This window comes from bacterium 336/3 (assembly GCA_001281695.1).
GTDB lineage: Bacteria > Bacteroidota > Bacteroidia > Cytophagales > Thermonemataceae > Raineya.
In genome coordinates this window covers 26,741-48,104 of the sequence record LJIE01000004.1, presented here as the reverse complement: position 1 = coordinate 48,104, position 21,364 = coordinate 26,741, and the positions used below count along the sequence as shown (strand labels likewise).

Sequence of the window (21,364 nt, the reverse complement as noted above, 5' to 3'; positions counted from 1 at the left end):
GTGTACATGTTGGATTTTTTCTACAGACACACTTTTTGATACAGTGCCATAGCTTATGATTCAGTGAGGACTTTTTTATTGTCCTTTATAAATTGTTCAAATGTTATGGGCTGTTTGCTAGTGATTTTCTCAACCCAATTAGTTATTTCAGGCTCTTTCTGAAATCTTGGAAAATAGTGAAGCATAATCATCACAAAAATTAACATCATGGGCATTTTTTCTTTTCTTTTTGTCAAAAAGAAACTAAGAAGGGTTGGAGATTGAAATCGAATATCTATTCCTAAATGATTGGTTAAAATTCTTGCCATTTCCGAAAATGTCAGCTTTTCTTTACAAGTAAGTTCGTATGATTTATTTATATGTTGTGAAATGTTGGTCAAAATTTGTGCAGAAACAGCACCAATATCACGAACATCTATAAGTGTAAATTTTGTATTGCCAGCAGGTAGATAAATTCGTTTATTATTTACTAAGTCGTTATGTAGAGTTGTAGTGAAATTTTGCATAAAATATGCTGGACGTAAAAACGTATAATTTATTTTGCTATCCACAATGAGTTTTTCAATTTTATAATGTGGAATCATTTTGCTTTTTTCAACTCCTTGAACTGATAAGAAAACAATATGTTTTACACCATTATTCTTACAGATGTTAATGATAGGTTTAAAATACTTTTCTACTTCTGATATTTGTGGTGGTCGTAATAAAAATAAAATTTCACAACTATCTAATGCATTTTGGTATGTTTTAATATCTGTAAAATCAAATTGTGAAAATTTGATTTTGTAGTTGGCTAATTCTATTTTATCCTTTTCAAGATCTCTTACTCCTGCATAAATGTCAAACTGATGGTTAAGCATTTGTAAAGAGTTCAATACTGTTCTTCCTATATTTCCTGTTGCACCTGTAATTAAAACTTTTGTCATATTATTTTGTGTTATATATTGAATATTATATTTCATAAAATATCTGTAAAATCCATTGTTTTTAGAAAAATTATCAAAAACAATACAAAGCATCAAGTAAATTTTTGATACTTGGTGCTTATGTGAATCTACTACAAAGTTATTTTCAAACTAGGAGAATTTAAAGAATAGAAATACTTTTTACTTGATCAATAGAGAGTGTTAGATGAGGCATCCAAAACTCTGAATTTATACCTGCTTTTACAGATAGTGTTAATGAACAAACTGAATCGTGATTAGAGAACAGTTCAAAATTTATGAATTTACCCTGAAATTCTTTTAATACTTCTTCCTCGAGAGTATCTACTTCCTGAAATTCCTTCTGAGTATATTTGATAGAAATAGTTTTTCCTAACATCTCATTAGCTTTTAAGCCACTTATAAAGAATACATGACTATCATATTGCATAATTTTATATTTACTTGTAATACAAAAAATAAGATATTCTAACTTATCTTAAATCTTTAATTAAATATTTCTCTGGAATAAGTTTTTTAGCTTAATGTTTCAACTAAGTTTTTTACTCGGTCATGTTCTGTCTTGATGTGTATGTATTGTGTATTGAGCATTTCCTGAATAGGTATGGCAATATCTTGGAGATTGTTTTTTAGTACATCTTCATAAATTTCCATGGCTGCATGGTCTCCATATTGACAGGAAGCAAGAATGCTGGCATATTTTATATCTGTAACAGATGCCTTCAAATCCATCCAAGTCCTATGAATTTTACCAAGTGAATTGGTAGTTTGAGTAGGTGTTCCTCCCAAATGGGTAATGGTTTTAGAAAGTTCGCCAATATATTTTTCACTGGTTTTTAGGAAAGTGTTTAGCAGGCTTCTAAGTTCAGTATTTTCTATTTTTGCTATTTCTTTCAATGCTGTTTGATAGCCTTGTGTTCTATCATTATTGATTTCAACAAGTCTATTAAGGATTTCAATAATTTTATCATTATCCATTGCTTTAGTATTTAAAATGAGCATTTATAATTCTAATGATTTGTTTTTTTATTCAGTCTGAAAATTTTTTTTAAAAAATTTTCAGTAAGTACCACAAGTGTATCAGCATGTTTGTTGGTTACAGTGGTAATTTCAAGCTGAAAAATTGCTCCCATAACTTTTCTAATAGGATTTCCTTCTTTACCTTCAATCATATGTTCAGATAAGTATGCTGAAATATTTTGTATTATTTTTTGTAACAATAGGTTTTTGAGTTCTGCTGAAGCACTTACTTCTTGTAGCGTATTTTTTATTAAATTGATAGGTTTTAAATCTTCATATATTTGATGTGTTTGCAAGCTAACACAACTCAAGGCTGCTGATTGCTTACTTTCTAATGTAGCAATCTTTTGGTGTAAATCATCTGTTTGACTAGTTTTTTGCATTTTGTGTATTATTTAAGCATTTTTTTAATAATAGCATTACTACTAGGTTTTTGTATCCATTGATTCCTGAAAATATAGCCTATACAGCCTAAAAATCCATAAAAACCTGCTATAATCAGAAATCCACTATAAGATTTTCCTATATAATCACCTATCCACAGAGCTATGGAGATGTTGAACATCAGTATAAAAATGCCGAAAATAAGTCCCAAGGCTAATTTGGTAATAGAAGAAGATATTATATCAGCACATTTAGCTACTAAACGTAACTTGAAAAGCTCTGCAGTTGTGTTGACATACTCTTCAACTTTACTTAAGAATACTTCTGTATCACTTTTGGGGCTATTTTCAGGCATCATATTTTTAGTTTAATTTTAGTTTTGTAAAATATTAATTATTCACTTTTTGTATCTTCAGATTTGCCCTTTGCCTTCATAGCCATGTTTTCGGCTTCTTTCCAAGTACTTTCAAATTTACTTACCACATTATTTACAACCTCATTTAGTTTTTCTTTCCAAGCATCTGCATAATCTCCACCTTTATTTAAGATGTTTTTGCGAGTAACAGAACCTTTTTCGGGAGCAAATAATATCCCCATCAGTGTGCCAGCAGCAACACCAAACAATACACCTAATACTACTTTTCCTGAGTTCATACAATTTTATTTTGAAGGTTAAGATTAAAAATTAGCTTATAAGAACAACTTATTGTATCTTTTGGCTATGTAAAGGTAGTGAGATGTCTTCAACTATATCTTACAGAATAATATAAAAAAGTTATAAAATTCTCAGATTGAACAATATAATTCAACTCTAAAAATTAAAACAAGAAAGGGCAATGACTATATGTTAAATACATCCGAATTACTCATCAATAAGTATATTTATGCATTTTTTATTCTTTTGCTGGGTGTTTTCTTGTTTTATGGTGTTCGGGAGTTTTTTACAGCATTTCTTGGAGCCGTTGTCCTTTATGTTTTATTTAAAAATATTGTACATTATCTCGTAAAAAGGAGGAAATGGAATAAAAATTTAGCCGTTTTACTTGTAATTACGCTATCATTTCTCATTGTGGTATTGCCTATTTCTGTGTTAATAGGATTAATTTATAATAAACTAGCCATTTTGATCAATAATCCAAAGATTATCAGTAAGACAATCAGTAGTATTACTGATAAAATCAATAATTTACCCATCAAAATTTCAACTAAAAATATTACTGAAAGGTCTGTTTCTTTTTTAACAGATTATTTTGGAGAGGCATTGATATTAACGGTTGATACACTTGGTAGCATCTTGATGATGTACTTTTTTTTATATTTTCTGTTGATTTATACACGTAAGTTGGAGGTTGGATTGATTCATTTTTTGCCATTTAAGAAAACAAAAATAGTACTTTTTGGGCAAGAGTTAGTAAGCCAAACATATGGCAATGCTATTGGAGTACCTGCTATTGCTGTAGGACAAGGCTTTTGTGCATATTTGTGTTTTGCAATCATTGATATTCCAGATGCAGGTTTGTGGGCAATATTAACAGGTTTCGCTTCTATCGTTCCACTAATTGGAACAGCTTTGATTTGGTTACCAATTGCAGCATATGCTTGGATGAATGGCAATACATGGCAAGCAGGTCTGGTGGTGATTTTTGGAGTAGTTGCATTAAGTAATATTGATAATTTAATCCGAATGGTGATTTCAAAGAAAATAGGTGATGTACACCCTGTAATTACTGTGTTAGGGGTGATTGTAGGGCTTAAGTTTTTTAGTTTACCTGGTTTAGTGTTTGGTCCATTACTCATTTCTTATTTTATTTTACTTCTCAAATTATTTTATACCGAATACAATCATATTAGCCTACAAGTACAAAAACCTACTACAATTCCTTTTTTACATACGAATCTGCTAGAAAAATTAGTTAAAAAAATAATACCTACTAAGAATAAAAAATAAGAAGTGCCTGAACTAGCAAGCACTTCTTAAATATTACTCTGATTTAATCATCATTGTATTACAATACTTTTCTACCTCTTATTACTCTAATCAATATAGAAATAACGGCTATTACTAAAAGTATATGTATGATTCCACCCATATTGTATCCTAAAAAGCCTATTAACCATAAAATAATGAAGATAACGGCTACAAGATATAAGAGATTTTCCATGTTTTTAAAGAGTTATGGTATGTTTTTACTAAAATTTACTAAAATCTATATCCAATGGTGGCCTGATACCAAGCATTTTTATAACGAGGAGTTGTAGAGTTCCCATCACCACTATTGTTTCGTAAGTCCCAACCAGTTCTCAAACTTACAACCATATGTTGTTGAACATTCACATCTACACCACCTGTAAAACAAAGTGTATTTTTACGGATATCGTCATTTTCAAATTCTTGTTGTTGAAGAATGGTTGCTCCATTGTTTGTAAATTTCTCTTTTCTTCGCAAGAGGTAAGAATATTGAGGACCAGCCAGTATGGTAATGAACTGAGCAGGTTTTATGGCAATCAATAAGGGTACATCTAAATAGGTTGTTGTACGAGTAAATTCGTAATTACTACCTAAAAGAACACCTTTTCCTTGAAAACCTTTTTGAGAAATTAAAGCTTCTGGCTGAACACCTAAGTATTTGCCTATAGGGATAGAAAAGAAAACACCTCCAGCAAACCCAAATCTGCCATCAGCTGTAAATTCTTCACCTTTAGAATCATAAATATTGGCATAATTTGCACCAGCTTTTAGTCCCAAATGGAATTTTTCTCTACTATCATCATCCTGTGCAACACTAATGTGTGTTGAAAGAATAACTAACACGATTATATAAAATAGTTTTTTCATTTTTTTATAGTTTGAGTTTTATATTATTTATTGAGCACTTGTAACAGTTAAATTCTTGATAGCCTTTCCAATTTCTTCAATGTCATGGTTAAGTTCCTTTTTGAAATTCTTCCATTGATTTTCATCATCAGTTTGATAATTTTCTAGTCTTTCTTTGATTTTTTGATTTTTTTCTTCTAGTTCAGTTATCTTCTGAGTATATTTATCCTTTATTTCCTGCTTTTCAACAGCTATTTTTTCCTTGAATGCAATTACTTCTTGTTGATGTTTCACCAATCTATCTAAGGCTTCTGCTTTACTTTTTTTAACATCTTCTAAGTATGCTTCTTTAGCCTTTTCGAGTTCTTTATCTGCATTCTTTACTTTATTTTCTGCATCTTCAACTTTTTCAGAAGGTGTAGTACAGCTCGTAAGAGCTATGACTAAAAATAGACTGATGATAGTTAATATTCTCATATTTTTCATGATGTTGAGTTTAGAGGTAATATATTATTGAAGACCATTATATAATGGTTCGTAAAGTGAAGAGATGTATTACACTCCACTAATTAGTTTAAGAATTTCTTCTTTTGTTTTTTTGAGTTTGGTTTGTAGTCTTCCTACCAACTCATCTTGTTTACCTTCTTCAAAAAGTAAATCATCATCAGTAAGGATGGCATATTGTTGTTTCAATTTACCTTTCAATTTATTCCAAGTACCTTTTTCATCTGTGAAGCTCATAAAATTTTTAGTTTAAGGGTTTATCGCTATCAACGTAAGAATAATGGTTTTGATAGCCATACAAAGGTAGGTCTAATTTAAAGGGTAAGCCTTACACAATCCTTGCTATATCTTGCATATATACCAGATTGCTATATTTTAAATACTTGGATTATTTAGAAAAGTATGATATGTGTAAGTTTATGATTCATATCTGTAATGTATATTCAAAAAACTTTAACACTTTTGTGTAGTCGTTTAAACTTTAGTAATTATGCATATAATCATTAAAATAAACAAGGGTTTGAAAATACAAGGAAATAAAGGTGTATTATCAAAAAACCTGCAAAATACAGGCATGAATTTAAAATTTGAAGAAGGAAAATATATAGAATTGCTAAAAGGGATTAAAGCAAGGCTTGATGAGAAACAAGCAGAAGCAACCAATATACTCAAGAACTATCAAATAGAAACTAAAAATCCTCAATAACATAGAGTAGTCTCATGCTCTATTCATATTAGAGTAAAAACAGTATTAAAAAAATACTGTTTTTTGTATTTCTAATTTAATCCTCTATAAAAGCATTTTTAGGGTAAAAGTGAAATGTAGTTGCATACATTTGCTTTTCCATTGTTAATCTGGCTAATAGATAACTCAAACTTGATTCTGCCCCTTGATTTAGATTTACATAATATTTCTCTAAACCATCATAACAACCTCCTGTAATAGGATTATAAACGATTTGATGAAGATGATTTTCACCTAAAAACCAATTAAAAGCTATCTTCATTTTATCAACATACTCTTCATCCATAAATTCCTGATAAAATGTATCTAATGCTAAAATAGTATAGGCTATTTCAATGGGTTGCTCTCCAAATGAATGGTTTTCTTCTCCTTTATAATACCAACCTTGATTAGAGATTACTTTTATTTGTTTTCCTTTAAAAATAATAGATAACAAAAAATCAAAAGACTTTTTAGCAATATTTTGATACAAGGTATCGCCTGTTGCTTTAAATGCAAGTAACATGGCTTCTGGCAATACACTATTGGCATAAGTAAGATAATTTTCAAACCAAAGCCATTTTTCACTGGATACATCATAGTATTTTGCAACAAGATTATTTGCTAGTTCTTTGATAAGTTCAGTAATTTTGAAATCGTTTCTAAATTTGGAATAATGATACAAACCTTTTAGAGCAAAAGCCATAGCTCTTGGGGATGTCATATTTTTAATCATTGGAATGGCTTTTTCAAGAATTTCCTCTGCTTTTAATAATAATTCAGTATTTATCAGATGTTTTGATGATAAGAGTTCTCCCAAAGCCCAAATAGCTCTTCCATTTGAGTCTTCTAAGTTTTCTTGCTTATTTTTTGGTGAAATTGTCTTGTCAAAATCTACATAATTTAAAAATGAGCCATTACTTTTTTGGCAAAAAGCAATAAAATTAAGATAAATATTTATCAAAAATGATTCTTTAGTATCTTTTGTGTAACTTAAATGCTTTAATAAAACTATCAATGCTCTAGAATTATCATCCAATGTATATCCTGACAATTTATCTGGTATATCAATTTTGGAAAATTGTAAAATCCCCATACTTGTAGTCATTCTTTTTACATGTGATAATGATATAGGAGGGTATTTATAGTCTATAGCTATATTTTCCTGTTTCATTACTTTCTTTGCTAACTGAATATAACCAATAGCTACATTTTGCCAATTGGTAGGGTTGATACGGTGAAGAGCATTTAATCTCATCTCTTTTGTCAATAAAGGCTGCGATAAAAGAGAAATAGTAGCATCTGCCAATTGCTGCGAGTTTTGGAAATCAAAATTAATCCCTGCTCCATCTAAGAGTTCTAAGGCATGAGGAATAGGTGTGGATACAATAGGACACCCAGCAGACATCGCATAAGCAAGCGTACCACTAACTGCTTGTTGTGGATTTTTGGAAGTAAATAAATAAATATCTGTTTGTTGTAAATAATTTAGTAAGTCTTGAAGAGGAAGATACTCATTCATAAATATGATATGTTTCTGTATTCCTAATTGAGTTGCTTTTTCATATAAAAAATCTCGATACTTTTCACCCTCTTGTGCTAATACTTCAGGATGAGTTTTCCCTATAATGAGATAAATTACATTTGAAAATTTGGAAATGATTTGAGGCAATGCCTCAAGAGCTGTTTCAATACTTTTATCTTGACTGATAAAGCCAAATGTGGAAAGAACATATTTATTTTTAAAATACGTTATTTGCTTTTTGTGTGATAAAGGCTCAATTAAATGTGTTCCATGTGGAATAACCACAATTTTTTCTTCTAAAGTTTGGTATTCATTTTTTAAAATAGTTGCTGATAAGTTCGTCATTACAACTATCTTATCAGAAAGGTTACAAATTTCTTGAACTACTTCCTTACACAATGGACTAGGTTTTGATAAAACTGTATGAAAGGTTGTTATAGCAGGTTTGGATAGTGCTTGAAGAAATATTAATAAATCTTTTCCATATTCCCCACCATATAGCCCAAATTCATGTTGAATCATAACAAGGCTTATATCTACACTATCATTGACATAATGAGCTAATTTGAGATATTTGTCTTGTACTCGAGTATCTATAGAACATTTTACTTTGGTAGAGTACTCTATAGATTCATCTGATTTATTGAGAGCACAAACACTTACAACAATATCATCAGTATATTTTTCTTCAATTGTATTGATTAAATCTTCGCTATAGGTAGCTATGCCACACTTACGAGGTGGAAAAGAAGTCAGTATTAAAATTTCAGTTTTTTTCATGACGAGAGAGGTTTATTATTCAATAATGCATCTAATAATTCGTTCATATTCATAGAGGCAACAGCAATAAATTCATCAGCAGCTCCATAATAAATATAGAGCCTGTCTTTAAAAATACTTGTACCTGTTGGGAAAACTACATTATCAACAATTCCTTTTTGCTCCCACAGATTTTTTGGTGAAAAAAGAGGCATTTTTAACCTTGATATTTCCTTGAGTGGATTTTCTAAATCTAACAATGCTGCACAAGTATGATAAATATAGCCTTCTGGGGTATCTTCAACACCATGATAAATTAAAAGCCAACCTTCTTTTGTTTCTATGGGAGGGCATCCTGCTCCAATATAACTTGCTTCATGGCGATATACAGGGTTCATCACAATATGATTTGCCATATTGATAAAGTAATTCATCCAAAAACTCTCCGTCAAATCTTCCAATTTATCAATAACAACCAACTGAATACCTGGTCTAATTCGATGTAAAAACAATAACTTGTTTTTAATTCTTCTTGGAAAAAACATAACATTTTTATCCCATAAAAGAAGTTTTTGGTCTAAAGAATCTCGTTTCTCATAAGAAAGACAATAACGAAAGTATTTATCACTAATATTTCCTTTAACCTTGGCTAATTCCTTAAATTTATTGTATGTGAGTTGAGGAGATATTAAACCTTGTTTTTTAAAATTTACTAAATCTTTTGAGAGAGCTAATGCTCCTAAAGCATTTACTTTATCATATGCAGTATAGGTAAGGTAAAAGATGTCATCAATTTTGACAATTCTTGGGTCTTCTATACCATGGCTTTCATACTCAAATTCAGGGACAATAAGAGGTTCATCATTTCTTTTTACTATTTCTAAAGGACCTTTTAGCAAACAATATCCAATTGTAGAAAAATTGCCTTTCCTAACAGCTCGATAAAAAATATGTACATTTTCCCCATCTTGCCAGACGGCTGGATTGAATACTGCATTATTTTCAAATTCATTTTCAGTTTTTTCAAGAATAATACCTTCTCGTTTAACTTTTACCATGATAGTCTTATTTTATGTTTCAAGTGGGCAATTCCAATATAGACTCTATTTTTAAAGTTTAGAAGGAGTTTAGAATAGTAAAAAGGTAAGTTTAGAAATGATATGAATCATTACCCAAGTAAGAATAAAGGTGAAAAACAGAATAATAAATGCCCAGTTCCTTTAAACGTTGTTGCTTCGTCAATCAGTCGCCCAATTGTAAGGATATTTTCAATGTCATCACTTCCATTTTCAGAAAGTATAGCACTGCCTTTAATAGTATTTGTTACATTTCTATCAATATCAAGTAATTCGTCTTTTTCTAGAATATCATCACCCTTGATAGTTTCACCAATTCTTATTGGGATATTACTGATTTTGCTAAGACTCATCACCATATTTTTTAAGTGAATTGACTATTTCTATAATAAGGGTTTCTAATTTCTTTTTCATAGTTTTTTTATACAAAGCTACCTTCTTTAGCTTTTTAAAAGTTACACAATTCAACTTCAGATTTACATTATTCAATGAATACAGTAAAAAGTATGATATACATAACTTTACAAAGAATAGATGTAAGAACTTATCAAGAAAAGGTATGTAGGTTTGCATAACAGTTCACATTTTAAATCTTAGAAATCATGCATGTACCAACTAAAGTAAACGAAGATTTCAAAATCACAGGAAACTGGGATGTATTGTCAAAAGAACTTCACAAAAAGTTTCCACAACTGACAGAAACTGACTTAAAGTTTGAGGAAAACAAACAAGAAGATTTATTAAAACGAATAGAAACAAGACTTGGTAAAAAAAGAGAAGATGTAGTAAGCGTGCTTACTAAGATGCAAGCAGAAGCAAAATAAAAGTAATGAATAGACTATAAGACAGCCAAAATACTGTCTTATAGTCTATTAAATATTTTCAAGATTTTTTTTTCTTTTCTTTTTAAGCTTTTTGTAGAATGAGGGAGATAATCCTGTTATTTTCTTAAATTGATTAGATAAATGAGCTACACTACTATAGTGCATTTTGTAGGAAATCTCTGTAAGGTTAAGTTCATCATATAAAAGAAGTTCCTTGACTTTCTCTATTTTGTGCATGATGATGTAATGTTGGATGGTAATACCTTTCACTTCTGAAAAAATGTTGGCAAGATATACATAATCATCATCTAGTTTTTCACTAATATATTGAGAGTAATTGACCTTAGGAATTTCATCTAAATAATGAATCATTTCGATAATTACATTTTTGATCTTTTCAATCAAAATGCTTTTTTTATCCTCTAATAATTCTAAACCGTACTTCAGTAAATTTACTTTGAGTTGTTCTCTCTGATCAGATGATATATCTTCAAATATTTCTGCTACTCCCAAATCAACTGAAATTAGGTGAAAACCTAATTTTTCAAGTTCAGATTTTACAACCATCTTGCAACGAAGGCTTACCATGTATTTTACATATAATTTCATAAAGCTAAAAAATAAAATACTTGAATCATACTTAATTTTTTCACAGAAACAGCTTTATTATTAAACAACAAGAATAATAGGATAAGTATTACGAAATAGCACCCTATTTATAAATAAATTCAATTAATATATTTTAATCTTCATACCCACTTTTAATAGTTGTAGAAATCATTTTGAACTGCTCATCAGCATTGAAATGATGTTTTGCATGGGCTGGAATGATAATTCCTTCACCTAAAGTAAGCGTATAATTTTTGTCCTGAATGGTAATAGAAGCTACTCCATCAATAATTTGAATATAGGTGTCAAAAGGAGATATTTTTTCTTCCATTTCCTCACCCACATCAAAAGAAACGAGGGCAATATTCCCTGTAGTTTTTTTAATAATTGTTCTACTCACCACAGCTTTGGGTAAGTACTCAATTAGCTCAATAATAATATGTGCTTTAGATTTTTCGATTTCATTATTATTATTGATTTTTGTCATAATGGTATAGGTTTGTCTGAATCCCAAAAAGTGTGAATATCTCAATTCATACTTTCTAAACTATCTGTTGTGGTTTTATTTTTTCGTTATATATTTGTGATGTTTTTTTCATGTTTTTAATAAATATAGTTCGAACCTCTTGTATGATATTGAGTGTTGGCTCTTTTTTAGAACTATCCAAAACTTGTTTGTTATGATAGTTATGAATGGAATCTAAAATGGGTTTCAATAAAGAAGAGGTTGAACTATTTTCCTTCTTGTTCTCTTGAGTAGAAAAAAATTCACAACTTATCATTCCTATAAGTAGGATACTCAAAGATACCATAAGAAAGGTCTTATCCATTTAGTTTTCATAATTATAGAATGTTTAGTATAAAATGATTATAACTTTTATTTACTCTCAGAAGGTTTCTTCATCATAACTACATGTCCATTTATATTTTTTGGTTTTTGATTAAAATTAGAGCCCATTACAGTTAAACGGAGACGATTTGCTGAATTAAGTAAAAAAGAAATCAGTTGTTTAATCTTTCTGAAAATCTTACGCTCTTCTAATTCTTGTTGAAAACCATTTTTTGTGAAAGGAGTATTAAGTCTATGGTTCATGGTCGTTTGATTAAAAGTATGATTTGACAATTGAATGATACAAATTTAGACGTATTCTATACATAAAGCATTACAAAACTCCAGCAAAAGCTTACACATATCATACTTCTAAAATGCTCTTTAGAAATTGCTGAAAATAAATGAATTATGTAATTGTTTTTGAGAATGGTGTAATACTTATCACAGTCAAACAATCTACCTTTGTGATATTGTAGAAATCTATTTACAATATTTAATGTATCAACCATGAAAAATAACGAGGAATTACAAAGAAAAGTAACCAATGCTATTAAATGGGAGCCTCTCTTAAGTTCATCAGAGATTGAAGTTACAGTTGAAGATGGCATTGTATCATTATTAGGAGTGGTTGATAGTTACGCTAAAAAAATAGAAGCAGAGAATGCTGCAAAGAGAGTTAATGGGGTAAGGGCTGTGGTAGAGAAAATCCAAGTAAAATTACCTGATTCTTGGATTAAAACTAATCTTGAAATAGAAGGTCAAGTTCTGAATGCTTTAAAAGCTAATTGGTCTGTACCTGATGAAAAAATAGTTATTAAAGTTGAAGATGGCTGGATTACATTAGAGGGAGAATTGCCTTGGAACTACCAAAAAGAAGCTGCTAAAAATGCTCTTAACTATCTTAAAGGTATTAGGGGGGTATTCAACAACATCCAAATCAAACCTGAAACCCATGATAATATTGAACAAAAAGATGTTGAGAACGCTCTAAATCTAAGTTGGTCTATTGACGATAGTAATATTCATGTAAAGGTATCAGGTACAACAGTAGTACTTACAGGAACTGTGAATTCATGGTATCAAAAAGAAGAAGCGGAACGCATTGCTTGGAATACACCTGGCATACGACATATAAATAATGACCTATCTATTGATTCTATTTGCTTAATAGCAGATGAATAATCAAGTATCCGCTAATTTTATCTATTTGATTATATGTAAGTTAAAACCTCTTATTTTTTTAAAAAACTCAAAACTATTTAACCTATTTAAATTATGAAAAATAAAATTATAATATCAGTTAAAATATTCATTCTATTGTTATTTATTACAACAAATGTCAATGCCCAGGAACTACAACCAGTATATAGTGTAAACTTAAATCTATATGCAGGAACTTGGTACGAAATAGCATCTTTTCCAAACAATTTTCAAAAAGGTTGTGAATATACAACAGCAAACTATACAATTACTAGCAAAGGATATATGCTAGTAGAAAATAGGTGTACAAAAAATAAAAAATTATTCTATATCAAAGGAAAAGCTTTTAGCAAGAAGAACTCAGGTAATGCAAAATTGAAAATTCAATTTTTTTGGCCCTTTAGAGCAAAATATTGGATTATTGATTTAGCTCAAGACTATAGTTATTCAGTAGTCAGTCACCCCAACAAAAAAAGCTTGTGGATACTTTCAAGAACTTCTGCAATCAATGCAGAAACTTATCAGGAAATCCTTTCTCAACTAAAAGAAAAAGGTTTTGATATAAATAAATTAAAGAAAACTAAACAAATTTAAAGATAAAGTGAGGAGTTTATAAACTCTTATAAAATACAATTATAGATTGTGAAATTTAACGTTTTAAAATAAGTATGATGGAAAATAACGTATTGAAAGATAAAATGCTGGTAGCTATAACTAGAGTATTGAAAAATAATAAATTCGAATTAACAGAGAAAGTTGAGAAGATTGTTAAAAAAGCAATGAAGAAGATTACTCAAAAAATAAATAAACCATTCAAAAAAGATATCAAACCAACATAAAATCATGAAAACTGAAATAGGTATAACTGACACAAATCGCCAAACTGTTGCCCAAGAGTTATCAAAAATCTTAGCAGATGAAAATATTCTGTATATGAAAACTAAAAATGCTCATTGGAATATTGAAGGAACCGATTTCTACGATAAACACAAACTTTTTGAAATACAATTTCAAGAGTTAGATGGCTTTATTGATAAAGTTGCTGAACGTATTCGTTCAATAGGACATTATGCTCCAGCAACTTTAAAATCATATTTGGCTTTAACACATTTGACAGAACAAAGCAAACAAATTAATAGTAGTGAAGGCTTTATAAAAGCATTGCTAACAGATCATGAAAGCATCATTATTTATTTACGTAAGAACATTAAACGTTTTACAGAAGAGTTTCATGATTTAGGAACAAGTGATTTTATAACAAGCTTAATAGAGGAGCACGAAAAAATGGCTTGGATATTACGTTCACATCTTACCTAAATAATCAATGAATTATATAATTTTTTTCAAAAGTTACATAAGACGCAATATAACTATAAAATGTAACTTTACATGTTGTAAACATTTATTTACAATCTAATATCATACTACTATGAAAAAACACACTCCATTATTCATATATGGTTTCACGATTATTTCTGCGGGATTACTGATGATATTTTTAAGAAATAGTTTATTCTCATCTCTAAAATTAATATTAGGGATTATTCTAACCATTGGGGCTGTTTTTGCTTTTGTTACAGCTCTCTCACGTAGAAAAAAGCTCGTTCAATTTGCATATCATGAAATGCATGCCATAGCAATGATAAGTTATTCAATTGCTATCTTGTTTTTTTGTCAAACTTTTGAAACATTAAACTATTATACTACATTTTTATTCATTTTTTATGCTTTTTCAGAAATACTATTTTGTAATTGGTTATTTAACTTAGGTCAAAATATTATTTATAAAATAGTACTTGTAAGGATCTTAATTGCATTATTTACAGGTATAGGCACAGTAGTTGTTACATCTTATGCGAATACAAACCAAGAAATGATTTATATAGGTCATGGTGTCATTTTCATCATTCTTGGAATTAATATACTGCTCTATACTCCTGTAATGGAAAATATAGATGACTTAAAAAATACACCTATTTCAATATAAATATAATAGAGAATTATAATCTAACTTATAGAGTACTCATCATACTCTTTGTGTGTCTAAAAAAACAGTATTGATGATACTGTTTTTTATTTCTTATAGTATTCTTCATATAAACTCAGAAGATTCTGCCAAAATACATAGCAGAACTTAATCTTTTTAAGACAACTTACAAATTAAGTGTATAAACATCATCCCAAAATATAAAATTTATTGGTAATAATACATGTTGTAAAATTACTACATCTTTTTTGTCAATGAAATATGTGGTTCGTTCTTTTCCAGTTTTTGTAATTGAGCAGTGTTGAAATTGTCTAACTTCAATGAAACCCATTTGTAAAGACTTTTGCCTTCTTTTACGAAATAGCTGTCTTTGTCACATATCATCAGCCTGTAAAAGAAATACCATTTTAACAAATAAATCTATACTATTAAAAAAGATAAGAATAGAAAATCAAAAATGTGTATTTTAAAGTATCTTAAAAGCTAAATATAGTTTGTAAGACTCGCTTAGTTATTTATATTTCTCTGATAATTTCCAGTCCTAGTATTTCTAAAAAGTAAGAATGAGGTAGCATTTTTGCTACCTCATTCTTGTTTTTTAAATTAATTAAAGCTTTGAAGTTCTTTTAGAACTGCCTCTCCAACCCCATGTGCTGATTGAGGATTTTGACCTGTTACCACCCTTTGATCAACCGTTACATGTGATTGCCATAGTCCTGATTTTTCAAACTTTGCTCCACGTTCAATTAGTTTTGTTTCCAAGCTAAAAGGAACAACATTTTCTAATTTCACGGCTACTTCTTCTTCATTTGTAAAGGCATTAATTTTCTTTCCATCAACCAAATACTTTCCATTATTTAATTTGATGTTTACCAAACCTGCGGGTCCATGACAAACTGCACTTACAATTCCATTATTTTCATAAATCTTCTGTGCAATTGTAGCAAGTTCTATATTGTCTGCAAAATCCCACATAGTACCATGTCCACCTGCATATAAAATGGCTATGTAGTCAGATGGATTTACTTCAGAAGGTTTCATGGTATTTTGAATTTTAGCTTGATACTTTTGATCTGCTAAAAACTTTTGATTGATTGGGTCTTCAGTATTCGCTCCATAATAGGGTGGATTACCACCTTCGGGACTTACAAAATCAATTTCATATCCTGCATCACTCAAGACAGCCCAAGGATGAGTTACTTCACCTAAGTAATAACCAGTAGATTCGCCTGTTTCTCCCAATTTGTCGTGGCTTGTAACCACAAATAAAATTTTCTTACTCATTTTTTTTGAATTTAATGTTTGTACTGTTGCTTGATTTAATTCAAGTAAAATGGTGCAACCTGCAATTACCATAATTCCTGACAAGATATTTTTTTATACGTTGTTCGTTGCCATCACTGTTTTAATATAATGATGCAAATTTCAGAACATTTTCCATCTTGTCACAGGAGGTAAATCACAATTTTGATGTGATGTAAATCACACTAAGAAGAAAGTCGGCTAAGTGTTTCTCTTGATACACCTAAATAAGAGGCTATTAGAGTTTTTGGAACTCTTTGAAACAATGTTGGATATTGTTGGAAAAACTGCTCATATCTTTCTTTTGCATTACTATTTAATAAAGAAAGTATTCTTTGTTGTAAAGCCACATATCCTCCATTAGATTTTTTTCTAAAGAAATGTTCTATTTTATGCATATCAGCACAAAGTTTTTCTCGATTATGTAGAGATAAACAAAGTACCTCTGTAGTTTCAATACAATCAATCACCAGTGTTGATTTAGTCTCTTTGAAGTAGGCTTGATAATCCGTAATCCACCAGTCTTCCATCGCAAACTGCATGATGTGTTCTTTACCATCCTGATTTATATAGTATGCTTTCAAAAGCCCCTTTGTTACAAAATGGTCATTCTGAACAAAATCACCTTCCTGTATCAGATATTGGTGTTTCTTTAATTTTTTAGTTGTAAAGTGAGACAAAATATATTGAAACTCTTTATCTGTCAATGGAGTGATTTTCTCTATTTGCTGTCTCAGTATCTCATTCATCTTATTTTGTAGACTGTCTTTTTAAAATGGCATACGGACATAGCTTAGCAATATGATGGTATTTGAAAATCGTCAGCCCGTAACTGTTGCTAAATTTATAACTAAAAGTCCATAAAAAGATTATATAAAATTCATTTTTTCTCAATTTTACTATTTTCCAATCTTAAGTCTGAGTTGTACAACAATTACTGATGTAAGGAGCTGTTCTTTGAATCTTTTTGTTTGAAAATTACTAGAATATTAAAACCATATAAGGATTCTCCTCAGCGAATATTAACACAACTCAATATCAATTTTAAGAGTTTTAGCTCTATCTATTAGCAAAACTTTTAGTCCAACCCAATCCAAATTGATAACCCGATTGGGCTTTATCTTTAATCAAAGGCAGAAATGCTGATAAACCAATCTGATTGTTTTGGTTAAGTCGAAATTTTGGAGCAAACAGAAAACCGTAGTTAAAAAAGACTTCTGTATTTGAATAATTTTGTTGAAAGCCTATTCTTTCATTCACTAAAGTTCCTTTGGTTATTGCAATACTCGTTCCTAAAGGCATCTCAAGATTTAACTGAAATTTTCCCAAATTTAAAGAATATCCAAGGTTAATTGTAGGAAGGATTCTCATATCTACGTCATTTTTTAAATAAGCTTGAGCAGTAGATTCACCTTTGAAATCAAAGTAAGTTGTAAGAGTGGGTGCCATATAAAAAAAGTGTTTTTTAGAGGTTAATGGCACATTGTATTTTACAAAAGCTCCATAAAAAAGTGTTTCACTGCCTGCAACGGCAATACCTATTTCAAACGATTTATGATTAAGCAATTTTTGTTGTGCTTGAATTTTTGTTAGAAAAAGCACATATAAGATTGTTATTAGAATTTTAGTTTTCATATAAATAATTTAATCCATTTTTAAAGGTGTTATTAGCAGCATCACTATGTCCGTGCTTTTTTATAGTTTCTGTTTTCATTTGAAACCGAGGATAGTTTCTACTTTTTAGTCTGTTCGTCATTTCAGTGAAAGAGCCTAAACTAACTCCGCCCTCCAGAGAACCCATACCTGAGTAAAATTTTACATCTAAATCAGTATTGTTTGAAGCATATTTTTTTTCGTACTCGAAAATTACACCTGAATCATACCAAAATGAGCAACCACCAGAAATGAATTTATTGAAAGGATTATCATTTCTATTTTGAAACATAACATAATGAACAAAAAGACCTCCAAATGAATAGCCAATTAAAGTAGCTTTTTGATTGGATTGAATGTTGTATCTTGATTTAAGTTCTGGAATCAACTCATCTTTTAGAAATTTGTAGAAGGTTTCTGCACCTCCCTTGCCATATTCATATTTTGTGGGTGTGTAATCCCGATTTCTCTCTTTTAGATTTCCAATCCCAACAACTAAACATGGTGCAATACTCCCATTTGCTGTTTTTTCAGATATTATACTGACAATATCTTTAAAACGCAATTCACCATCGAGAACAACTATTAGTTCATTACTCAGACTTCCTGTATATAGTGGTGATTGATAGACAGAAATTGGGTAATCATCTTTTACTATTGATGAGGAGATTGTAAATTCTGATGTCTTACCTATTATTTCAGGTTCATTTTTACTGCAACCAAGCAGTGATATCAAGAAAATACAAATGAAAAACGCTTTTAGCTTATGCCATAAAATATTATTATTGAAATAAGAGTTCGTTATTGAAACTTGATTTCTTTGATAAATGCTATTTATTACTTTTTTATTCATAAAGATTTTTTATTAATTTTATTTAAATGATATTTACATTTACTTATTTGAAGCCTTTTCCAAAGAATTCTATCAAAACATGAATGAATATTTTTATTAAATTATTTTTTTAGCAATTTTTCCATTTTTTTGCGTGTATGTGGAGTTTCTTTGATTTCTAATGCTTTTTTAAAACTAATAATAGCGTTTGCATTATCCTCTATTTCTAAAAAAAAATCACCAAGTGAATCAAAAGCATTTGAGCTTTTAGGATAATTTAAGACATTCAATTTAAATAAATTGCCTGCTTTGTCAAATTGCTTTTTCCCTAATGCAGTATATCCAGCATCATTTACCAAATTCTCATCAGGAAGGACGGTATAGCCTAATTGGGTAGATACTTTTTTATAATGGGTTTCTAAAATTACACTCAACTTTGCATTTGCATCTGTTAAATAAGCATCTTTCATGATAAATTTGTAATCTTTGAAGAAAAAACGAATAGCATCATATTCTGCTAAAAAAGCAACTGACCTGTGGTCATCATGAGCATAATATTTATAGTCAAATTTTAATTGATTTGATTGAGTAGCCACTAGTATATCTTTGGTTTCTAAAATAGGGCGGATAATCATTGCATTAAAACTTTCATCTTTCCGAACTGAAATGGTGTCCATACCTTCATCCATTGAATTAGCGATGGCTAAAAACAAGAATTTATTAGCAAAAGTATTTTCAGTCAATATTTTTTTTGACTCCTTCAACAGTTTTTTGTTATCATGCAGCATTGCAGGGTCTATGGCAATGTATGCATTAAAAAGCTGCTTTTGTTTCAATAAAGTATTCATAACCAACAAACCACCAGCAGAATGTCCGACAAATATACGATATGGAGCCGTCGAATAACTTGTTTCTATTTTAGGCATTAATTCCTTTTCAATAAACTCCATAAATTTTTCTCCCCCACCTGTATTTCTTAGCCTAAATCGAGGGTCATCTGCCTTGGTATGTGTCAAGTCTCTCGATCTATTTCTATTCGCATTAGAAATTCCTACAATGATCATTTCTGAACAATTATCAGTCGAGTTCAGACGTTTTATCATACCTACTAATGCTTCAAAATGGTCATCACCATCTAAAACATAGAGTACGGGAAACTTTTTACCCTCTCCTTTGGGGACATGAATTAAAATTCTACGTTTTTCGTTCAAAACTTTAGAGTCGACACTATCCACAACACCTATGGTTATGTTGCGTGTGTCTGTTTGTGCCTTCAATGGTCTTGCAAAGAAAATAAAGATTGCAAGACAAGTAAAAATAAAAGGTATTTGTTTCATTTTTATTGGAAATTAAAATGTGGTTTTTTAATATAATTACACCATCGATTTATTACAATAAGTAGATTTTTCGAAATCTCTTATGTTCATCGATATAATGGGTACATTGGGAAATAGTAACTTCAAACAACTTATTATTTTTTGGGAAAGCTCTGCTTTCTGTGCTGTATTACGGCCTTCCATAATATTAGCAAAGATATGAATGAAGTCATTTTTTGTATTACCAATATTGTAGTATTGGTATGGGTTGATTCGCACTTTGATATCTCCTTTATCAAAAAGTGAGGCAGCTTCTGCTGTATCATAAACAACTTGCATAATGTCTTTGGGAGATTTTAGTTTTATGACATTCTCAGAACAGTCAATAACAAAATGGGGCATATTTTAAAAGCAAATATATTTTTAGCAACAAGTTATTTTTGCTCTCCAAACATTCCAATAAATAGCTGTTGATTTAAAGGATATAAAAACATGAATAAAAGCTAATAAAATAGCACCAGGAATCAGATTAAAAACGATAAACTCGAAAAATAAAAAGTTTTTTAAATAACTTAAGTCAGCAACTATTTCAATTCCATTATCCGAAAAATTGAGCTTTGCTACTAGAAAAACAGCGATAGACGAAAAATGAAAGCCATTCACAAATAGGTGTAAGATGTATTCCCATCTTGGTAAACCTCCCATAAAGGCACGACTATCTTTCTCGATATAGGCGTCTATAGTAAGGACTATCATATCTATGAATACCAATGATATTCCTATGTAAAAACTCATAGCCGAGTTTTGTTTTAGAAAAAGAAAATATACAATCGCAGGAAATAAAATAGCCCTTATTGTATGCGTCAAGTGTTCAGACCTACTTTCTTTCTGATTATGCAACTGATACCTAAAAATATGCAGGTAGAAGCCGTCTACAACAGCCAAGGAGGCAAAAGCAACAAGCAAAATCGAGGTAATCAGCAAAACAATTTCCATTTTTTATGATGTTTAAGATTTGTTTGCAAAATTAAACTGAGATTTGCGAGTAAACAAGGTCA

At 29.9% G+C, this 21,364-nt stretch carries 31 protein-coding genes; 7 read left to right on the top strand and 24 right to left on the bottom strand.

All coding sequences use genetic code 11. The annotated features are described in order from the left end of the window. Window positions 1–53: 53 nt before the first annotated feature. The 6 genes from AD998_20890 to AD998_20865 form a co-directional block, all read right to left on the bottom strand. On the bottom strand, window positions 54–926 hold the full coding sequence (locus AD998_20890) for an NmrA family transcriptional regulator (GenBank protein ID KOY84505.1): 873 nt from the start codon (window positions 924–926) through the stop codon (window positions 54–56). A gap of 160 nt (window positions 927–1,086) precedes the next feature. Then, entirely contained in the window at window positions 1,087–1,374 is a 288-nt protein-coding gene (locus tag AD998_20885) for a hypothetical protein (protein ID KOY84454.1), read from the bottom strand. Between the two features lie 86 nt (window positions 1,375–1,460). Continuing rightward, complete coding sequence (locus tag AD998_20880; protein KOY84504.1) at window positions 1,461–1,922, bottom strand: hypothetical protein; 462 nt, start codon at window positions 1,920–1,922, stop codon at window positions 1,461–1,463. Window positions 1,923–1,954: 32 nt separating this feature from the next. Beyond that, a complete protein-coding gene (locus tag AD998_20875) occupies window positions 1,955–2,347 on the bottom strand; it encodes a hypothetical protein (protein ID KOY84453.1) in 393 nt (130 codons plus the stop codon). A gap of 8 nt (window positions 2,348–2,355) precedes the next feature. Beyond that, complete coding sequence (locus AD998_20870; protein ID KOY84503.1) at window positions 2,356–2,703, bottom strand: hypothetical protein; 348 nt, start codon at window positions 2,701–2,703, stop codon at window positions 2,356–2,358. 38 nt (window positions 2,704–2,741) lie between these two features. Beyond that, window positions 2,742–3,002: a hypothetical protein gene (locus AD998_20865; GenBank protein ID KOY84452.1), complete on the bottom strand. Its 261-nt coding sequence runs from the start codon at window positions 3,000–3,002 to the stop codon at window positions 2,742–2,744. A gap of 190 nt (window positions 3,003–3,192) precedes the next feature. Between AD998_20865 and AD998_20860 the strand changes: the two genes are divergently transcribed. Then, a complete protein-coding gene (locus AD998_20860; protein ID KOY84451.1) occupies window positions 3,193–4,296 on the top strand; it encodes a hypothetical protein in 1,104 nt (367 codons plus the stop codon). Window positions 4,297–4,548: 252 nt separating this feature from the next. Here AD998_20860 and AD998_20855 read toward each other — a convergent pair whose 3' ends face one another. From AD998_20855 to AD998_20845, 3 genes are all read right to left on the bottom strand, one after another. Continuing rightward, on the bottom strand, window positions 4,549–5,184 hold the full coding sequence (locus AD998_20855; GenBank protein KOY84450.1) for a hypothetical protein: 636 nt from the start codon (window positions 5,182–5,184) through the stop codon (window positions 4,549–4,551). Window positions 5,185–5,211: 27 nt separating this feature from the next. Beyond that, window positions 5,212–5,640: a hypothetical protein gene (locus tag AD998_20850; protein ID KOY84449.1), complete on the bottom strand. Its 429-nt coding sequence runs from the start codon at window positions 5,638–5,640 to the stop codon at window positions 5,212–5,214. Between the two features lie 78 nt (window positions 5,641–5,718). Further along, the gene (locus tag AD998_20845) at window positions 5,719–5,904 is read right to left on the bottom strand and encodes a general stress protein CsbD (GenBank protein ID KOY84448.1); all 186 of its coding nucleotides are present in this window, start codon (window positions 5,902–5,904) and stop codon (window positions 5,719–5,721) included. A gap of 253 nt (window positions 5,905–6,157) precedes the next feature. Between AD998_20845 and AD998_20840 the strand changes: the two genes are divergently transcribed. Then, the gene (locus AD998_20840; protein ID KOY84447.1) at window positions 6,158–6,373 is read left to right on the top strand and encodes a hypothetical protein; all 216 of its coding nucleotides are present in this window, start codon (window positions 6,158–6,160) and stop codon (window positions 6,371–6,373) included. A 76-nt stretch (window positions 6,374–6,449) separates the two neighbouring features. Here the strand turns inward: AD998_20840 and AD998_20835 are convergent, their stop codons facing one another. From AD998_20835 to AD998_20820, 4 genes are all read right to left on the bottom strand, one after another. Further along, window positions 6,450–8,696, bottom strand: a complete 2,247-nt coding sequence (locus AD998_20835; GenBank protein ID KOY84446.1) for a hypothetical protein — start codon at window positions 8,694–8,696, stop codon at window positions 6,450–6,452. Continuing rightward, the gene (locus tag AD998_20830; protein ID KOY84445.1) at window positions 8,693–9,733 is read right to left on the bottom strand and encodes a pesticidal protein Cry7Aa; all 1,041 of its coding nucleotides are present in this window, start codon (window positions 9,731–9,733) and stop codon (window positions 8,693–8,695) included. Before AD998_20830 ends, AD998_20835 begins: the two co-directional genes overlap by 4 nt. Before the next feature lie 110 nt (window positions 9,734–9,843). Then, window positions 9,844–10,104 carry a hypothetical protein gene (locus AD998_20825; protein ID KOY84444.1) on the bottom strand — a complete coding sequence of 87 codons (261 nt, stop codon included), beginning with the start codon at window positions 10,102–10,104 and terminating at the stop codon, window positions 9,844–9,846. Beyond that, window positions 10,094–10,324, bottom strand: coding sequence for a hypothetical protein (locus tag AD998_20820; GenBank protein ID KOY84443.1), 231 nt, complete (start codon window positions 10,322–10,324; stop codon window positions 10,094–10,096). Before AD998_20820 ends, AD998_20825 begins: the two co-directional genes overlap by 11 nt. 29 nt (window positions 10,325–10,353) lie before the next feature. On the opposite strand from AD998_20820, the gene AD998_20815 reads away from it, so the two are divergent. Continuing rightward, window positions 10,354–10,575: a hypothetical protein gene (locus AD998_20815; GenBank protein KOY84442.1), complete on the top strand. Its 222-nt coding sequence runs from the start codon at window positions 10,354–10,356 to the stop codon at window positions 10,573–10,575. A gap of 48 nt (window positions 10,576–10,623) precedes the next feature. Here the strand turns inward: AD998_20815 and AD998_20810 are convergent, their stop codons facing one another. From AD998_20810 to AD998_20795, 4 genes are all read right to left on the bottom strand, one after another. Next, window positions 10,624–11,184: an AraC family transcriptional regulator gene (locus AD998_20810; GenBank protein KOY84441.1), complete on the bottom strand. Its 561-nt coding sequence runs from the start codon at window positions 11,182–11,184 to the stop codon at window positions 10,624–10,626. A 133-nt stretch (window positions 11,185–11,317) separates the two neighbouring features. Further along, window positions 11,318–11,671: a cupin gene (locus AD998_20805; protein KOY84440.1), complete on the bottom strand. Its 354-nt coding sequence runs from the start codon at window positions 11,669–11,671 to the stop codon at window positions 11,318–11,320. Between the two features lie 55 nt (window positions 11,672–11,726). After that, window positions 11,727–12,014 carry a hypothetical protein gene (locus AD998_20800; GenBank protein ID KOY84439.1) on the bottom strand — a complete coding sequence of 96 codons (288 nt, stop codon included), beginning with the start codon at window positions 12,012–12,014 and terminating at the stop codon, window positions 11,727–11,729. 47 nt (window positions 12,015–12,061) lie between these two features. Then, the gene (locus AD998_20795; GenBank protein KOY84438.1) at window positions 12,062–12,277 is read right to left on the bottom strand and encodes a hypothetical protein; all 216 of its coding nucleotides are present in this window, start codon (window positions 12,275–12,277) and stop codon (window positions 12,062–12,064) included. Between the two features lie 246 nt (window positions 12,278–12,523). Here AD998_20795 and AD998_20790 point away from each other — a divergent pair, with 246 nt between their 5' ends. The 4 genes from AD998_20790 to AD998_20775 all read left to right on the top strand — a co-directional run bounded on the left by AD998_20790 (window position 12,524) and on the right by AD998_20775 (window position 15,203). Continuing rightward, window positions 12,524–13,198, top strand: a complete 675-nt coding sequence (locus tag AD998_20790) for an ornithine aminotransferase (protein KOY84437.1) — start codon at window positions 12,524–12,526, stop codon at window positions 13,196–13,198. Window positions 13,199–13,327: 129 nt separating this feature from the next. Further along, the gene (locus tag AD998_20785; protein KOY84502.1) at window positions 13,328–13,810 is read left to right on the top strand and encodes a hypothetical protein; all 483 of its coding nucleotides are present in this window, start codon (window positions 13,328–13,330) and stop codon (window positions 13,808–13,810) included. A gap of 249 nt (window positions 13,811–14,059) precedes the next feature. Next, window positions 14,060–14,533: a Dps family ferritin gene (locus AD998_20780; GenBank protein ID KOY84436.1), complete on the top strand. Its 474-nt coding sequence runs from the start codon at window positions 14,060–14,062 to the stop codon at window positions 14,531–14,533. A gap of 112 nt (window positions 14,534–14,645) precedes the next feature. Beyond that, window positions 14,646–15,203 carry a hypothetical protein gene (locus AD998_20775; protein KOY84435.1) on the top strand — a complete coding sequence of 186 codons (558 nt, stop codon included), beginning with the start codon at window positions 14,646–14,648 and terminating at the stop codon, window positions 15,201–15,203. A 603-nt stretch (window positions 15,204–15,806) separates the two neighbouring features. On the opposite strand, the gene AD998_20770 is transcribed toward AD998_20775, so the two are convergent. The 7 genes from AD998_20770 to AD998_20740 form a co-directional block, all read right to left on the bottom strand. Beyond that, window positions 15,807–16,487 carry a thiamine biosynthesis protein ThiJ gene (locus tag AD998_20770; GenBank protein ID KOY84501.1) on the bottom strand — a complete coding sequence of 227 codons (681 nt, stop codon included), beginning with the start codon at window positions 16,485–16,487 and terminating at the stop codon, window positions 15,807–15,809. Between the two features lie 203 nt (window positions 16,488–16,690). Continuing rightward, entirely contained in the window at window positions 16,691–17,254 is a 564-nt protein-coding gene (locus AD998_20765; GenBank protein KOY84434.1) for a Crp/Fnr family transcriptional regulator, read from the bottom strand. A 310-nt stretch (window positions 17,255–17,564) separates the two neighbouring features. Next, window positions 17,565–18,140, bottom strand: a complete 576-nt coding sequence (locus tag AD998_20760) for a hypothetical protein (GenBank protein ID KOY84433.1) — start codon at window positions 18,138–18,140, stop codon at window positions 17,565–17,567. Next, on the bottom strand, window positions 18,130–18,936 hold the full coding sequence (locus AD998_20755; GenBank protein KOY84500.1) for an esterase: 807 nt from the start codon (window positions 18,934–18,936) through the stop codon (window positions 18,130–18,132). Before AD998_20755 ends, AD998_20760 begins: the two co-directional genes overlap by 11 nt. Before the next feature lie 176 nt (window positions 18,937–19,112). Then, a complete protein-coding gene (locus AD998_20750) occupies window positions 19,113–20,327 on the bottom strand; it encodes a hypothetical protein (protein ID KOY84432.1) in 1,215 nt (404 codons plus the stop codon). A 36-nt stretch (window positions 20,328–20,363) separates the two neighbouring features. Beyond that, a complete protein-coding gene (locus AD998_20745; protein KOY84431.1) occupies window positions 20,364–20,708 on the bottom strand; it encodes a 5-carboxymethyl-2-hydroxymuconate isomerase in 345 nt (114 codons plus the stop codon). Window positions 20,709–20,729: 21 nt separating this feature from the next. Further along, on the bottom strand, window positions 20,730–21,302 hold the full coding sequence (locus tag AD998_20740; protein ID KOY84430.1) for a hypothetical protein: 573 nt from the start codon (window positions 21,300–21,302) through the stop codon (window positions 20,730–20,732). Between the last annotated feature and the right edge of the window lie 62 nt (window positions 21,303–21,364).